The 15,709-nt window shown below is 63.8% G+C and carries 10 protein-coding genes; 5 read left to right on the forward strand and 5 right to left on the reverse strand.

All coding sequences use genetic code 11. From position 1 onward, the window contains the following. The first annotated feature begins 151 nt into the window (after nucleotides 1–151). Nucleotides 152–910, forward strand: a complete 759-nt coding sequence (locus ACMFWR_RS15050) for a glycosyltransferase family 2 protein (protein WP_413192412.1) — start codon at nucleotides 152–154, stop codon at nucleotides 908–910. Here the strand turns inward: ACMFWR_RS15050 and dnaE are convergent. Next, complete coding sequence (gene dnaE, locus ACMFWR_RS15055) at nucleotides 907–4,500, reverse strand: DNA polymerase III subunit alpha (RefSeq protein WP_413192413.1); 3,594 nt, start codon at nucleotides 4,498–4,500, stop codon at nucleotides 907–909. The genes ACMFWR_RS15050 and dnaE overlap by 4 nt on opposite strands. A 245-nt stretch (nucleotides 4,501–4,745) precedes the next feature. Here dnaE and ACMFWR_RS15060 point away from each other — a divergent pair, with 245 nt between their 5' ends. Both ACMFWR_RS15060 and gluQRS read left to right on the forward strand, forming a co-directional pair. Next, nucleotides 4,746–5,717: a sulfurtransferase gene (locus ACMFWR_RS15060; protein ID WP_413192414.1), complete on the forward strand. Its 972-nt coding sequence runs from the start codon at nucleotides 4,746–4,748 to the stop codon at nucleotides 5,715–5,717. 2 nt (nucleotides 5,718–5,719) lie between these two features. Further along, complete coding sequence (gluQRS, locus tag ACMFWR_RS15065) at nucleotides 5,720–6,613, forward strand: tRNA glutamyl-Q(34) synthetase GluQRS (protein ID WP_413192415.1); 894 nt, start codon at nucleotides 5,720–5,722, stop codon at nucleotides 6,611–6,613. Nucleotides 6,614–6,657: 44 nt separating this feature from the next. On the opposite strand, the gene ACMFWR_RS15070 is transcribed toward gluQRS, so the two are convergent. The 3 genes from ACMFWR_RS15070 to purT all read right to left on the reverse strand — a co-directional run bounded on the left by ACMFWR_RS15070 (nucleotide 6,658) and on the right by purT (nucleotide 10,496). Continuing rightward, the gene (locus tag ACMFWR_RS15070; RefSeq protein WP_413192416.1) at nucleotides 6,658–8,181 is read right to left on the reverse strand and encodes a DEAD/DEAH box helicase; all 1,524 of its coding nucleotides are present in this window, start codon (nucleotides 8,179–8,181) and stop codon (nucleotides 6,658–6,660) included. Nucleotides 8,182–8,507: 326 nt separating this feature from the next. Further along, nucleotides 8,508–9,041, reverse strand: coding sequence for an MliC family protein (locus tag ACMFWR_RS15075; protein ID WP_413192417.1), 534 nt, complete (start codon nucleotides 9,039–9,041; stop codon nucleotides 8,508–8,510). A gap of 237 nt (nucleotides 9,042–9,278) precedes the next feature. Further along, nucleotides 9,279–10,496 carry a formate-dependent phosphoribosylglycinamide formyltransferase gene (purT, locus tag ACMFWR_RS15080; protein ID WP_413192418.1) on the reverse strand — a complete coding sequence of 406 codons (1,218 nt, stop codon included), beginning with the start codon at nucleotides 10,494–10,496 and terminating at the stop codon, nucleotides 9,279–9,281. A gap of 215 nt (nucleotides 10,497–10,711) precedes the next feature. Between purT and ACMFWR_RS15085 the strand changes: the two genes are divergently transcribed. Further along, nucleotides 10,712–12,226 (forward strand): MDR family MFS transporter, encoded by a 1,515-nt coding sequence (locus ACMFWR_RS15085; protein ID WP_413192419.1) that lies wholly within the window; start codon nucleotides 10,712–10,714, stop codon nucleotides 12,224–12,226. A 66-nt stretch (nucleotides 12,227–12,292) separates the two neighbouring features. After that, the gene (locus ACMFWR_RS15090; RefSeq protein ID WP_413192420.1) at nucleotides 12,293–14,425 is read left to right on the forward strand and encodes an OPT family oligopeptide transporter; all 2,133 of its coding nucleotides are present in this window, start codon (nucleotides 12,293–12,295) and stop codon (nucleotides 14,423–14,425) included. A gap of 160 nt (nucleotides 14,426–14,585) precedes the next feature. Here the strand turns inward: ACMFWR_RS15090 and ACMFWR_RS15095 are convergent, their stop codons facing one another. Then, a complete protein-coding gene (locus ACMFWR_RS15095; RefSeq protein ID WP_413192421.1) occupies nucleotides 14,586–15,590 on the reverse strand; it encodes a hypothetical protein in 1,005 nt (334 codons plus the stop codon). Between the last annotated feature and the right edge of the window lie 119 nt (nucleotides 15,591–15,709).

Here is a 15,709-nt window from a genome sequence, read left to right on the forward strand (position 1 = left end):
GGGAATTCGACATTGTAAACGTTCGGGCCGATGCCCCGACGTTATGCACAGCGGCGCAGTTTCCATTCAGGTGATGGCGCGCGCACGACGCTGTGTATACTTCCCGGACACCATTCCCCACCGCTTCGGGCCACCGCCCTCCCCGTCCTGCATGAATGCCACCACGCTTGGCGTCGCCATCATCACGAAAAACGCTGCCCGCCGGCTCGACGAATGCCTGCAGGCGGTTCGCTTCGCCGATGAAATCGTCATCGTTGATAGCGGCAGCACGGACGCGACCCTCGACATCGCGCATGCGCATGGCGCGCGCGTGATCGAAACGCAAGACTGGCCGGGCTTTGGTCCGCAGAAGAACCGCGCGCTCGACGCGCTCGGCACCACCTGGGTGTTGTCGATCGATTCGGATGAAATCGTGTCGCCCGAACTCGCCGCGTCGATCCGCGACGCGATCGCGCGCCCCGAACCCTTCATGTATGCGGTCGACCGCCTGTCAAGCTTCTGCGGCGAATGGATCCATCACAGCGGCTGGTACCCCGACTGGATCCCGAGGCTGTTCCGGCGCGGCGATGCGTGGTTCTCGGACGACCTGGTTCACGAGCGACTCGTCTTCGACCTGCCGGTGAAACGGCTCTCGGGCAAGCTCATGCACTACTCGTACGAGGACGTCGAAAGCGTGTTGCGCAAGCTCGACGCCTATTCGACCGCAGGCGCCGAACAGCGCCACAAGGCGGGGCAGTCCGGCAGTTTCGGCAAGGCCGTCGCACGTGGCGCATGGGCCTTTATCCGGACCTATCTGCTGCGGCGCGGATTTCTCGATGGCAAGGCCGGCTATATGATCGCCGCGTTCAATGCGCAAACCGTCTATTACCGGTTTCTCAAGCTTGCGCATCTAAGCCGCACACCGCGCTAGTAGACGATCTGCACCGACCCGCCCGCGAGTTCACTCTGCAGTTCGAGCAGTAGCGAATCCGACGGCTTGACGCGCCATGCATCGCCGAGCACGACCTCGCTCTCTGCCGTATCGCTGCGGTAGTAGACACTGACCGGCAGACTGCTGCGCACCGGCGTCGTATCTCGCGGCGCGCCACGACGCGGACCGCCAAACCCGTTGCCGTTGCCACCCGAAAAGCCATTGCCGCGCGCGCTTTGCGCGGATGCACGTGCTGCTTCGAGTGCCGCAGGATCAGGCGGAGGATCGGTTGCGCGATGGGCCTCGAGCAAAGTGCGAAGCAAGCGCGCATCCGCGGTGCCGTTGATCGACAGACGTACGGAGCGTGCATAGCGCGAACGGGCGCGTTCGAGATCCATCACGGTATCGACCGTAAATCGCAGGCCGCCCGTGAATGCGTCGTTCCGTGCCATCCCCTGAACAACCAGCAACTCGTCTTCCTTGAAGAGCGCCTTGTTCGCCTCGTAGGTCTCGTTGAAGATCGTGGCCTCGACCTGCGCGGTGCCATCGTCGAGGAGCGCGATGATCATCTTGCCGCGCTGGGTCATCTGCGTGCGCAGGCTTGTGATCACGCCCGCGACCAGCTTGTCGCGGCCTTCGGTCAAGTCCGACAGCTTCGTGCGAACGAACTGCCGCATCTCCGTGCGATACGCATCGAACAAGTGGCCCGAAACGAAGAAGCCCAGTGCAATCTTCTCTTCCTGCAGGCGCCGTTTGTCAGGCCAGGCCGGTTCGTCGACGAGCGTATGCGCGGCCATGCCACCGTCGCCTGCATCGTCCATCTCGAACAAACCGCCCTGCATCTTGTTCGCATCAACCTGTTCCGCCGCTTCCATCGCGAGCGCAACGGATGCAAGCAACTGTGCTCGATTCGCATTGAGCGAATCGAACGCACCGGCGCGAATCATCGCTTCGATCGTGCGTCGATTGACGACGCGGCGATCGATGCGCGAACAGAAGTCGTAGAGATCCTTGAACGGACCGTCTTCGCGTGCACGCAGAATTTCTTCGATCGCGCTCTGGCCGCTGCCCTTGACCGCACCCAGGCCGTAACGAATGGTCTTCGCGCGACTGCCATCGGCCTCGCCGACCGGCTCGAATCGATACGCCGACTGGTTGATATCGGGCGGCAGGATGGCCATGCCGTTGACCAGACAGTCTTCGTACAGAATCTTGACCTTGTCCGTGTCGTCCATCGCCAGCGTCATATTCGCGGCCATGAACTCGGCGGGATGATGGGCCTTGAGCCACGCGGTGTAATACGCGAGCAAAGCGTATGCGGCCGCGTGCGACTTGTTGAAGCCGTAGCCCGCGAACTTCTCCATCAAGTCGAAGATTTCGTCGGCCTTGTCGCCCGACAGACCATTCTTGGCCGCACCGTCGCGGAACATCTCGCGGTGCTTGGCCATTTCCTCGGCCTTCTTCTTGCCCATGGCCCGGCGCAGCAAGTCGGCGCCGCCCAGCGAGTAGCCGCCGACGATCTGCGCCATCTGCATGACCTGCTCCTGGTAGACCATGATCCCATAGGTCTCCTTGAGCACCGGCTCGACACGCGGATCCGGGTATTCGACGACTTCACGGCCGTGCTTACGCGCACAGAAGCTCGGAATCAGGTCCATCGGACCCGGGCGATACAGTGCCACGAGCGCGATGATGTCTTCGAAGCGGTCCGGCTGCGCGTCCTTCAGCATGCCCTGCATGCCGCGGCTTTCGAGCTGGAACACGGCGACCGTATTGGCCTTCTTGAGGATCGTGAACGACGCGGGATCGTCGAGCGGGGTCTGCGAGAGATTCCAGTCGGCCTTCGACGGATCGAGCCGGCGGATATACCGTTCGGCCCAATCGAGAATGGTCAGCGTGGTCAGACCCAGAAAGTCGAACTTCACGAGGCCGACGGCTTCGACGTCGTCCTTGTCGTACTGGCTGACCGTGCCGCCGTCTTCGCCCTGCGTGTAGAGCGGGCAGAAATCCGTGAGCTTGCCCGGGGCGATCAACACGCCCCCGGCGTGCATGCCGACGTTACGCGTGAGCCCTTCGACGCGCTGCGCGAGCTCGAGCAACTGACGCACTTCGTCTTCGTTCTCGCGGCGCTCGGCGAGCGTGGGCTCTTCCTTGAGCGCGTCGTCGATCGTGACGAGTTTGCCCGGCTTGAACGGGATCAGCTTGGCGACGCCGTCCGTGAAGTTGTAGCCGAGATCGAGCACGCGGCCGATATCGCGCACGGCTGCCTTCGCGGCCATCGTACCGAACGTCGCGATCTGCGACACCGCATCGGCGCCGTACTTCTGCTTGACGTACTGGATCACGCGATCGCGGCCGTGCTGGCAGAAGTCGATGTCGAAGTCAGGCATCGACACCCGTTCCGGATTCAGGAACCGTTCGAACAGCAGGTTGTACTTGAGCGGATCGAGGTCGGTAATGCCGAGTGCGTAGGCCACGAGCGAACCCGCACCCGAACCCCGGCCCGGACCGACCGGCACGCCATTGTTTTTCGCCCAGTTGATAAAGTCCGCAACGATCAGGAAGTAGCCCGGGAAGCCCATCTTGATGATCGTGCCGCACTCGAACTCGAGCCGCGCGTAGTACGACTCGCGCTTCGAGTCACGTTCCTCGACGTTCGGGAACAGCTGTTCGAGGCGCTTTTCAAGCCCCTCCTTCGACAACTGCACGAGGTAGTCGTCGAGCGACATGCCATCGGGTGTCGGGAACAGCGGGAGCTTCGGCTTACCGAGTTCAAGCGTGATATTGCAGCGCTTGGCGATTTCGACCGTATTCGCGACGGCCGACGGCAAGTCCGCGAACAGCGCGGCCATCTCGTCCTGCGTGCGGAAATACTGGTCGGTCGTGAAGCGCTTCTGGCGACGCGGATTCGCGAGGATGTCGCCCTCGGAAATGCACACGCGCGCTTCGTGCGCCGTGAAATCGTCGGCGGTCATGAACTGCGTCGGATGCGTCGCGACGACCGGCAGCCGCAATTCGGCCGCAAGGCGTACCGCATCGGCCAGGTACGGCTCGCTACCCGGCAAGCCCGCACGCTGGACTTCGATGTAGAAGCCGCCGGGGAAGATCTGCGACCAGCGCTGCGCATGACGACGCGCGGCATCGTGATTGCCCGCGGCGAACGCGAGGCCGATGTCGCCCTGCTGTGCGCCGGACAGCGCAAGCAGGCCTTCGGCAAGACCACTCTCGAGCCAGCTCACGTCGATCTCGGCACGGCCGCGATACTGATTTGTGAGCCAGGCCTTCGAAAGCAACTCGCACAGATTCAGGTAGCCGACCTTGTCCTTGACGAGCAGCAGCAGGCGGCCCGGTTTGTCGCGGTCGTCGGGATTCATGACCCAGACGTCGCAGCCGACAATCGGTTTGATGCCCTTGCCGCGGGCTTCCTTGTAGAAGCGCACAAGGCCGAACGCATTCGCGAGGTCGGTCAGCGCGAGTGCGCCCTGACCGTCCTTCGCGGCGGCCTCCACGGCGTCGTCAATGCGCACGACACCGTCGGCGATCGAGAACTCGGAGTGGAGGCGAAGATGAACGAAGCGTGGGGAAGACATGACGGCGATTGTACCGTCTCGATGGCAGCCACCGTTACGTGATTCCGCTCACGAAATCGCTTGACTTGCACCGGTGCCGGACCCGCCGGGCGCCGGGTCGAAAAGCCCTATGGCCTCCGGGGATCAGCCGGCGTGCACGACGCCTGGCGCAATTCGGGCGACGACGCGCCCGATCGGCGATAATACGCGTTTCGCGTGCGGCGAACGCATGCGACCCCATATTTACCGATTCAGCATCCCGCATCATGAGCATCGTCAACCTGGCCGCCTATAAATTCGTCTCGATCGCGTCGACCGCCGACTGGCGCGAACCGCTGCGCGCGCGCTGCGATGCGCTCGGCCTGCGCGGCACGATCCTGCTCGCGCCCGAGGGCATCAATCTGTTCCTCGCGGGGCCGGCCGAGGCCACCGATGCGTTTCTCGCCTATCTGCGCGGCGATGCGCTGTTCGAAGGCAAGTTTGCGGATCTCGAGGTCAAGGTCAGTCACTCGGACAAGCAGCCGTTCCGTCGCATGCTCGTGAAGCTCAAGCGGGAAATCATTACGATGAACTCGCCGGCCATCCGGCCCGAAGCGGGTCGTGCGCCGGCGGTCGATGCCCGCACGCTCAAGCGCTGGCTCGATGCGGGAATCGATGATGCAGGCCGTGAAGTCGTGATGCTCGATACGCGCAATGCGTTCGAGGTCGACGTCGGCACGTTCCAGAAGGCGGTCGACTACCGGATCACCAAGTTCAGCCAGTTTCCGCAGGTCGTTGCCGATCATCGCGCCGATTTCGAAGGCAAGACGATCGTGTCGTTCTGCACAGGCGGAATCCGTTGCGAGAAGGCCGCGATCCATATGGAGAACGTCGGCATCGACCACGTCTACCAGCTCGAAGGCGGCATTCTCAAGTACTTCGAGGAAGTGGGCGGCGAGCACTACGACGGCGACTGCTTCGTGTTCGACTACCGGACCGCGCTGACTCCGGCGCTCGAGCCCGCAGCGACGACGCAGTGCTTCGCATGCCGTGCGGTGGTCGATGTCGCCGCACAGCAAACCGCTGAGTACAAGGCCGGCGAATACTGCCCGTCGTGCTACGCCACGAACCGTGAATCGCTCGCGAATCAGGGCCGCCCGGCGGGACGATCGAGCCATGCAGACGCCTCGGGCACCCTGACGTCGCAATCGCCTCGCGCCGGCGCGACCCGCCCGTCTGGCGACGCCGCACTCGCCTGAACGTGACCGGCGCTGCCGGCTACTGCGGCCGATTCGCGCCGTCGCCGACCGGCCCGCTGCATGCGGGTTCGCTGGTCAGCGCGCTGGCGAGCTACCTGGACGCAAAAGCACATCACGGACGATGGCTCATACGCGTCGAAGACATCGACGGTCCCCGCACGGTCCCTGGCGCCGCACAGTCCATTCTCACCACGCTCGAACGCTTCGGCATGCATGCCGACGAACCGCCTGTCTGGCAGACCGATCGGACCGACGCGTACCAACACGCACTCGACCGGCTGATCGCCGACGGGCAGGTCTATCCGTGCGGATGCACGCGCAAGGAGATCGCGGATTCGCTCACCGATCTGCGCGAACGGCATCGCACCCTCGCCTACCCCGGTACATGCCGCGATGGCCTGCATGGCAAGGCGCCTCGCGCATGGCGCTTGCGCGTGCCTGACGGCGATGCAGCCATCATCCGCTTCAACGATCGCTGGCAAGGTTCGCAGCAGCAGGATCTCGCGACGGAGGTCGGTGACTTCGTACTCAAACGTGCCGATGGGCAGTGGGCGTATCAGCTCGCCGTCGTGGTCGACGACGGATGGTCGGGCATCACCGATATCGTTCGCGGCGAGGACCTCCTCGATTCGACGGCACGCCAGATCTATCTTCAGGCGTGCCTCGGGCTACCGGCGCCGCGCTATCTTCACGTGCCGGTGGTCACTGATGCGAATGGAGAGAAACTCAGCAAGCAGACGCTGGCTGAGGCGATCGACGACGAACATCCGCTTGTCGCCCTATCAAGGGCAGCGCGACACCTCGGCTTGATGCAAAGCGCAACAAGCCGTTCGGTGTCAGAGTTCTACGAAAAGGCGATCGCTGAGTGGGGTGAGCAGCGAGTCAGGCGCGCCTGACCTCGCATACGGCGGCGATCCGGCCGCAAGAGCGGCCTCCGACATCAATTTCCCGACGTCTTGCGCGGCAGACCGCCGAGCAGCGCAGCCACCTGGCGCTTCGGCGCCTTGCGTTCGGGTTCGGCCGCCGGGGCCTCGTCGGACTGGGTCGCGCTCGGCGACGGCACATACGGCTTGTAGAAGATGTCGTCGTGCACGATCGGCGCCGGCTGGAAGCGCGGCCGGTCTGCCGGACGGCGACGACCGTTGTCGTCGTCGAAGCGCGTGCGCTCACGACGGCCGCTGTGCTCACTCTCATCCCGACGACGCGGGGGGCGATCGCGCTCTTCACGCGCCGGAGCCGACTCGACCACCAGCGTGCCGCGATCGAGCGGACGCTTGATCAGCTTCTCGATATCGGCGAGCTGCTTGCGCTCATTGGGGCTGCACAGCGACAGCGCATCGCCCGACGCACCCGCTCGACCGGTACGACCGATCCGGTGCACGTAATCTTCCGCATTGAACGGCAAATCGAAGTTGATGACCGCCGGCAGTTCAGCAATATCGAGCCCGCGTGCCGCAACGTCCGTCGCAACCAGCGCTTCGATCTCGTTGCGCTTGAACGCATCGAGCGCCTGCATGCGCTCGGATTGCGACCGATCGCCGTGAATCGCCGATGCGAGAATGCCCGCCTTTTCGATCTGACGCGCAAGCCGGCTCGCGCCGATCTTGCTGTTGCAGAACACGATGACCTGCTTGAGGTTGCGTTCGCGGATCAGCTGGATCACCGCGCTCGTCTTGTCGCCCTCGTTCACCTCGAACAGCAATTGCGTAACGTTCGTCGCCGTCGAGTTGCGCACGGCTGTCTCGATCGTCTGCGGGTTGCGCAGATAGCTGCTTGCGAGCTTCTTGATTTCGTTCGAGAACGTCGCGGAGAACAACAACGTCTGACGCGAATCGGGCAACAGATTCAGAATGCGCTGCAAGTCGGGCAAGAAGCCCATATCGAGCATGCGGTCCGCTTCATCGAGCACGAGCATCTGCACCTGGCCCAGATTCGCGGTCTTTTGCTGAACGTGATCGAGCAAGCGGCCCGGCGTCGCGATCAGGATTTCAACGCCCCGGCGCAACGCTTCGGACTGCGGATTCATATCGACGCCGCCGAACACGACCGCACTGCGCAGCGAGGTGTGTTTGCCGTACGCAAACACATTGGCCGCGACCTGGTCGGCAAGCTCGCGCGTCGGCGTCAGGATCAGCGCACGAATCGGATGGCGCGCGGGTGATGCGCTCGTATTCGCGAGCGGCAACAAACGCTGAAGGATCGGCAGCGAGAAGCTCGCCGTCTTGCCGGTGCCCGTCTGCGCCGCCCCCATCACATCGCGTCCGGACAGGACGACCGGTATCGCCTGCGCCTGAATGGGCGTAGGCGTCGTGTAGCCCTGGTCGGCGATAGCCTTACGGATCTCGGGCGCCAGGCCGAACGCGTCGAACGACGTGGCCACAGGCGCGGCGGGGGCCGTCGCGGCAGTAGCAGGTTGGCCGGGCACGTCAGGCGTGTCGGCTGGGGGAGCAGAATGATCGGACATAGATATTTTCGGAGGCCGGGGCGCGCGGACCGCGCATACCGCGTCGCGCACAACTTGGCAACCCGTAATTCTAACACCGGCACACGATCGGTCCCCGATACGCCAATTTTACGGCCATCCGGCGAACCATCTCGCATCAGGCATTGCGAGCTGCAAGCCTCACGTATAGAGGGTTTTCGTGACGAAAAAAAGTTGTCCGCAATGAATCATGCGAAAGCGGACGCAGATATGCTCTTGCCTTGGCTGCAAAACGCGTGCCGCACCCGGCACTCAGCCGTCGGCCGTCGGCCGTCGACAGTCGGCGCGCAACGATGATCCTCCGGGCCTCAGCGTGACACCGACTTGCAATCCTTGGCAATCGGCGGCGCGTCCTCGCCTTTTGTCACGTCGTACAGATTGCCTTCGGGGCCCTTGCTCCACCAGACGTACTTGTCTGCTGTATATCGGGCACCGGAACCCGCAAGCACATTGACGAACACAAGGTGTCGGCCGTCGATGCGCATGACAGCGAAACTCTGCTGATTGTCGGTGTTCATGTACGCGACGCCGAGTTCACGCCCGTCTTCGCAGCGGTACGTGACCACGCTTCGCGATGCGACCTTCAGCGACGGAATGCTCAACGGCAACATCTTTCCGCCCGGAGGAGGCGCAATGGGCGCTTGCGCCGCCTGCGTCTGCACGGCCACGCTGTTAGGCGCTTGCTGCGGCGCTCCGGCCGCGCTGGCGGCAACGCCAGCACCGGCACCCGATCCGGCCGGCGTCTCGGCCCGCGCAGACGCACTGCAGGCAATCGCCACCACGATCGTCGCGCTGACCGCAACGTTTCCGACAAACCCGCGTGCGGCTTGGTGAATCGACATTGCGCTGCTCCGTAGACGATGGATAGTACGGTCAGACAGAGGCTTCAAACGCAGGTTCACAGGAGGTCTGCCCCGCACCGCGCCGGCGCCCGAACCATGGACAAACGGCCCGGGGGTGTCGAACGGACCTCAGGTGCCGAATGGCCGCAGACGTCGAATACACCTCAGACACAGAACAGGCCCGCGACGTCGAACAGGCTTGATGCGTCTGATACGCCGCGGGTACCTGGCGTGCCGTCAGGCCTTACCTGACACCGGCTTCACACGCGATGCCGCCGTACGCGCGTTTTCACGTGCCTCGTCGACCGACGCTGCCGCGGCGACCGCGACACCCATACGGCGTTTGACGAAGCTCTCCGGCTTGCCGAACAACCGCAGATCGGAGCGCGGCACGGCGAGCGCCTCGGCGACGCCTTCGAATGCGATGCCCGGCTCTTCGAGGCCGCCATAAATCACCGCCGACGCGCCGGTATCGCGCAGTTCCGTATCGACGGGCAAACCGAGAATCGCCCGGGCGTGCAGCTCGAACTCGGACTGACGCTGCGTGATCAGCGTCACGAGGCCGGTGTCGTGCGGGCGCGGGCTGACTTCCGAGAACCACACATCGTCGCCCTTCACGAAGAGTTCGACCCCGAAGATGCCGCGGCCACCCAGCGCTGCCGTGACCTTGCCTGCCACGTCACGCGCACGCTCGAGTGCGACCGGGCTCATCGCCTGGGGCTGCCACGATTCGACGTAATCGCCCGCCTTCTGGAGGTGGCCGATGGGTTCGCAATACCGAGTTTCGATGTCGCCGCTGGCACCGCGTGCACGCACGGTCAGCAGCGTGATTTCGTAGTCGAAATCGATAAAGCCTTCGACGATCACGCGTCCGCCCTTCACACGACCGCCCGACATCGCGTAGTTCCAGGCCGTTTCGACATCCGCCTCGCTGCGCAGCACGGACTGCCCCTTGCCGGACGACGACATCACGGGTTTGACGACACACGGAAAACCGATGCCGCCTGCGATCGACGCACGCATCGCTTCGAGCGAATCGGCAAACGCATACGGGGACGTCGGCAGGCCGAGTTCCTCGGCAGCCAGGCGTCGGATGCCTTCGCGATTCATCGTGAGTTGCGTTGCGCGCGCGGTCGGGATCACTTCAGCGATGCCTTCGCGCTCGATCTCGGCGAGCATATCGGTTGCGATGGCCTCGATTTCCGGAACCACAAGGTGCGGGCGCTCGCGCTCGATGATCTCGCGCAGCGCCTTCGGGTCCGTCATATCGATGACGAACGCGCGATGGGCGACCTGATGACCCGGTGCATCCGGGTAGCGATCGACGGCAATCGTTTCAACACCGAGGCGCTGAAGCGCGATCAGCACTTCCTTGCCCAATTCGCCCGCGCCGAGCAGCATCACGCGTGTGGCCGATGCTGCGCCCGGCGTTCCGATTTTTCCCCCGATGGTCATCGCAATCTCCGCAAAAAAAGTGCGCCGATGCTATCACGCGTGCCCCCTGCGACGCGACAGCCGGCGCGGCATTGCCGTGCACGTGAAGCGAAGCCCCCGATTCGAGTAACCTGACGAGCCACAAGCAGGCGAACATATTGCTGATCAACAGGCGCGCGCCGGCACCGAGATTCCGGCCCGCGCCACGCCCGACCCCACTTATACACATCACCGACATGACCGACGCCGCCGTGCCGCATAAGCCCCCCGTCCGGGTCATCTACCCGACGCTGATGCTCGTGATGTTTCTCGCGGCACTCGACCAGACCATCGTGTCGACCGCGCTGCCGACCATCGTCGGTGAACTGGGCGGGCTGTCGCAGCTGTCGTGGGTCGTCACGGCCTATCTGTTGACGTCGACGATCGTCGTACCGCTCTACGGGAAGTTCGGCGACCTGTTTGGCCGGCGCATCGTGCTTCAGGTCGCGATCGTGCTGTTTCTCGCCGGCTCGGCGCTGTGCGGAATGGTTCAGGACATGACGTGGCTCATCGTCATGCGCGCCCTGCAGGGTCTCGGAGGCGGAGGCCTGATGGTGTCGTCGATCGCGGCAATCGGCGACGTCGTGCCGCCCGCCGAACGGGGCCGCTATCAGGGACTCTTTGGCGCCGTGTTCGGTTTGTCCACCGTCATCGGCCCGCTGCTCGGCGGCTATATCGTCGAGCACTTCTCGTGGCGCTGGATCTTCTATCTGAACCTGCCGCTCGGCGTACTCGCCATGGCCGTGCTTGGGCTTGTGTTCAAGCCGCATACGCGGCATATCGACCACAAGATCGACTATGCAGGCGCGCTCTTCATGGCGGGCGGGCTCACGTGCGTGATTCTCTTTACGAGCGAAGGCGGTACCACATTGCCATGGACCTCGGTCGAACTCTGGCTGCTGCTCGCGCTCGGTGTCGTGATGCTGTACGGCTTCGTTTTCGAAGAGCGAACGGCAACCGAGCCGATCATGCCGCTCGAACTGTTTCGCGAACGCGTCTTTACGATCGCCTGCGCGGTGGGCTTTATCGTCGGCGTCGCGATGTTCGGCTCGATCACGTTTCTGCCGCTCTATCTGCAGGTGGCCAAGGGCTCCTCACCAACCGGCGCGGGTCTGCAGCTGCTTCCGATGATGGGTGGCATCATCTTCGCGTCGATCGTCGCCGGCCGCATCATCAGCAAGATCGGCCGCTACCGGATCTTCCCGATCGCCGGCACGGCAGTCATGACCGTGGCGATGGGCCTCATGTCGACGATCGAACTCACCACGCCGCTGTCGGTGCTCGACAGCTATATGGCTTTGCTGGGCCTCGGGATGGGCATGGTTATGCAGGTGCTGATCCTTGCCGTGCAGAACGCCGTTGAATTCCGGCATATGGGCGCGGGCACGTCCGGCGCCACATTGTTTCGCTCGATCGGCGGTTCGGTCGGCGTCGCGATGTTCGGCGCCATCTTTTCGAACGGGCTCAAGAGCCGGCTTGAAAGCGCATTGCCGGCCGATACCGTGTTGCCGCCCAATCTCGGACCCTCAACCGTTCACCAGTTGCCTGATGCCATCCGGCACGCCTATCTGACGGCCTTCTCGTCTTCGCTGCATGTCGTGTTTCTGGCTGCGGCCGGCGTGTCGATCATCGGATTCGCGTTGTCGCTGTTCATGGTCGACGTGCCTTTACGCGATCACGGTCAGCATCAGAGTCCGCCCGTCATTGAGTGAGGCAAATCGAGTGAGGCAAAGCGTGTTTTCTTATAATCGCACCGGATTTTATTTTCCCGGAATCTCATGACCTCTCACCCCTCACGTATCCCCGATACCGTGACCCTGCCCGAGCTGACGCTGCGCGGCATGATTCTCGGCGCGTTCATCACGGTGATATTCACCGCTTCGAACGTCTATCTGGGTCTCAAAGTCGGCCTGACCTTCTCGTCGTCGATCCCGGCCGCGGTGATCTCGATGGCTGTGCTGCGTGCCCTGCGCGCGGGCAATATCCTCGAGAACAACATGGTCCAGACACAGGCGTCGGCCGCCGGGACCTTGTCGTCGATCATCTTCGTGATCCCGGGCCTGCTCATGATGGGCCACTGGCACGGCTTTCCGTTCTGGCTCACGGTCGCGATCTGCGGTGCAGGCGGCATGCTCGGCGTGATGTTCACAATCCCGCTGCGCCGCGCGATGGTCGTCGACAGCGAGTTGCCGTACCCCGAAGGGGTTGCAGCCGCGGAAATCCTGCGTATCGGCAGCGCGGGGATGGAGGGCGTCGATGAGAAGGCCGGCGCACGCGCGGCAAGCGACGCGACCGGGACCGCGCGCGCCCATGCTGCGGCGACGGATACCGCTGCCGCGGACGATCAGGCCAATGCGGCTGGGGCGCGCGAAATTGCGTTCGGCGGCATCGTGTCGGCCCTGTTCGCGTTCGGGACCAGCGGTCTCAAGATCTTCGGCGAAAGCATTACGGCGTGGATCCCCGCCGGGTCCGCAGTATTTCGATTGACGACCGGCTTCTCGCTCGCGCTGATTGGCGCGGGCTATCTGATCGGCATCGTGTCCGGACTGGCCATTCTGCTGGGGATCGTCATCAGCTGGGGCGTTGCGGTTCCGGTGTTGACGTCTATCACGCCGAATACGGATGCTCAGGCGATTTCGGCGTTCGCAAGCGGTTTGTGGGCGCATAAGGTCCGGTTTATCGGCGCCGGAACGATCGGTGTGGCTGCGGTGTGGACGTTGATTACGCTCGCCAAGCCCATGATCGAAGGCGTGAAGACGTCGTTCACGGCCATTCGAAATGCACGCAGCGGCGCACGCGGTGGAGCGGGCATGCCAGGCCGAACCGAGCTGGATCTCGCGCCGCACTGGATCATCGGGATCACGCTCGTGCTCGTCGCGATCCTGATCGTCGCGTTCGGTGCGTTCCTGTCGAGCGCGCCGCTCTCGGTCGGCGCGATCGCCACCCTCGTGCTCTGCGGCGTGATCTTCGCCGTGGTGTTCGGTTTTCTCGTCGCTGCGGCGTGCGGCTACATGGCGGGTCTGGTCGGTTCCTCGGCAAGCCCGATCTCCGGCATTGGCATCGTCGCGGTGATCCTCGTGTCGCTGCTGATTCTTGCCGTGAGCCAGGCGAGCGGTCTGCTTGCGACGCAAGACGGTCGCGAGCTTGCGATTGCTCTCGCGCTGTTCACGACGTCGGCCGTCATCGCGGTCGCGACGATTTCAAACGACAACCTGCAGGATCTGAAGACAGGCTGGCTCGTGGGTGCCACCCCGTGGCGTCAACAGGTCGCGCTGCTGATCGGCTGCGTCGTGGGTGCCGCGGTGATTCCCCCGGTGCTGAACCTGCTCTACAACGCCTATGGGTTCCCGGGCGCGTTGCCGCATGCCGGCATGGATCCCGCACAGGCGTTGTCGGCGCCGCAAGCCACGCTGATGACCGCGATCGCAACGGGCATCTTCACGCATCAGCTTGACTGGTCGATGATCGGCATCGGCGTGGTGCTTGGCATCGTGCTGATCGTGATCGATGCGGCACTGGCAAAGCGCGGCGGCGTCGCTCGCCTGCCCGTGATTGCGGTGGGGATCGGCATCTATCTGCCGCCTACGATCGGATCGGTGCTCGTGCTCGGTGCGGTGCTGGCGTGGATCGTCGAACGGGTGCTGCGCGCGCGTGCGAAGGCACGTAATGTCGACTACGAGAAATTTGCCGATCACGCGAACCGTCGCGGCGTGCTGCTGGCGTCGGGGCTGATCGTCGGCGAAAGCCTGGTCGGCGTGCTGATTGCCGCGGTGGTGGGTTTTACGGGCAAGGATGCGCCGCTGGCAATCGTCAACGGCGTGTTCGCGCCGACGTCGGAATGGCTTGCGCTGGTGGTGTTCGCAGCGATCTGCGTGGTCGTTGCGCGACGCGTGCTGGCCGCGGCGAAGTAAGCAGGCTTCGTCAGAGCTTAGAGCGCAGCCATGGAGGTTGCGCTCGTCGCCAGGGCTCCACTGCCCTCCCGATGCCACGGCTTGAAGCGTGGTATTCCGTCAAGCGGCTTTAGCCATACGTGAGGTCTCCTCGCACGGCACGCCAGTGATACGGACCCGCTCAGCAGAAATCGTCGACGGTCGGCAGTTCGCCCTTCGGGGCGATATCAACGTCCAGCAACGTAATCGCCGCATACGACGACCACATGCCTTGCCAGCCCGCGCGCAACGGCGCGTGCGGCCGCATCGCCGACTGGTCGATCGGCCCGAGCACCTTCGCCCCGTAGCCGTTGTCCAGGTAGCCGCCCGTGCGCTCATAGATGCCGCGACGATTGCGATCCGGCTTGACCGGCAGCTCACCGGTCTGGATATAGCGGTTCACATTGACCGCGAACACGTTGAAATCGATGGTGCCGTCGACCCACATCTCGAGGTCCGACGTATCGACCAGCGAATCGGTCACGTCTGAATAGCGGACGCGGCCCAGATGCTCATCGATGAAATACCGCTGATTCGGGTCATCCATCGGCGGCGCCTGCGGCGGCACGTGATTCGGGAAGCCGAGCACCTCGACCGCGGCGAGATTCATTTCGCCGATCGCATCGAGCAACGGCGTCTGCTGGCTCATGTACTGGCTCAGCTGATCGACTTGCTGTTCGGTCAGGACGTCGCCGGACACGACCAGCGAACCCGAGCTCACGCGTTGTGCGTAGACGATGTTCGTGCGTTGCGTCGTGAGCTTGAGGCGCTTGACGGGCACATTGATCCGGAACTTCTGCAGCGCCCGCCCGAGCACGTCGGTGGCCGTCGCGGCCGTCTGGACATGCTGACGGAAGCGATTCTGACCGCTGAACGCCGCACGCACGGCAGCGTATTGGCGCGGATTGAACGGCAGCGGATCGCCGGGCTTGAAGGCGTGAACCGGGCGACGGAGGAACGACGAGCGCTTTTCGCGATTCTGTTCCTGGATCAGCTGGGCGAGCTGGCCCCCGTCCTTACGGACTTGCCTGACCTGGATCGTGCCCGGCACCTGGCGTGACTGCGGACCTTGAGCCTCGCCGACATTTCCGGCAAGCGCATCGATCTGCGCATTGCTTATGGCTGGACTGGTAACGGACAACGCCATCGAATGATCCCACGCTAGGTTGAAATTCAGGCCGGACGAGCCCGGTCCCCCGCCCGGGCTCCGGAAGCCGCCCTGTCGCGCGGGTCCCTGCGCGCCAGGCTCGGAGGGCGCCTCGGATC

This window comes from Pararobbsia alpina, from assembly GCF_965118125.1.
GTDB lineage: Bacteria > Pseudomonadota > Gammaproteobacteria > Burkholderiales > Burkholderiaceae > Pararobbsia > Pararobbsia alpina_A.

Excerpts from the sequence above, each read along its gene's own strand:
- ACMFWR_RS15050 (WP_413192412.1), top strand. The coding sequence starts at position 152 with ATGAATGCCACCACGCTTGGCGTCGCCATCATCACGAAAAACGCTGCC.
- dnaE (WP_413192413.1), bottom strand. The coding sequence starts at position 4,500 with ATGTCTTCCCCACGCTTCGTTCATCTTCGCCTCCACTCCGAGTTCTCG.
- ACMFWR_RS15060 (WP_413192414.1), top strand. The coding sequence starts at position 4,746 with ATGAGCATCGTCAACCTGGCCGCCTATAAATTCGTCTCGATCGCGTCG.
- ACMFWR_RS15070 (WP_413192416.1), bottom strand. The coding sequence starts at position 8,181 with ATGTCCGATCATTCTGCTCCCCCAGCCGACACGCCTGACGTGCCCGGC.
- ACMFWR_RS15075 (WP_413192417.1), bottom strand. The coding sequence starts at position 9,041 with ATGTCGATTCACCAAGCCGCACGCGGGTTTGTCGGAAACGTTGCGGTC.
- purT (WP_413192418.1), bottom strand. The coding sequence starts at position 10,496 with ATGACCATCGGGGGAAAAATCGGAACGCCGGGCGCAGCATCGGCCACA.
- ACMFWR_RS15085 (WP_413192419.1), top strand. The coding sequence starts at position 10,712 with ATGACCGACGCCGCCGTGCCGCATAAGCCCCCCGTCCGGGTCATCTAC.
- ACMFWR_RS15090 (WP_413192420.1), top strand. The coding sequence starts at position 12,293 with ATGACCTCTCACCCCTCACGTATCCCCGATACCGTGACCCTGCCCGAG.
- ACMFWR_RS15095 (WP_413192421.1), bottom strand. The coding sequence starts at position 15,590 with ATGGCGTTGTCCGTTACCAGTCCAGCCATAAGCAATGCGCAGATCGAT.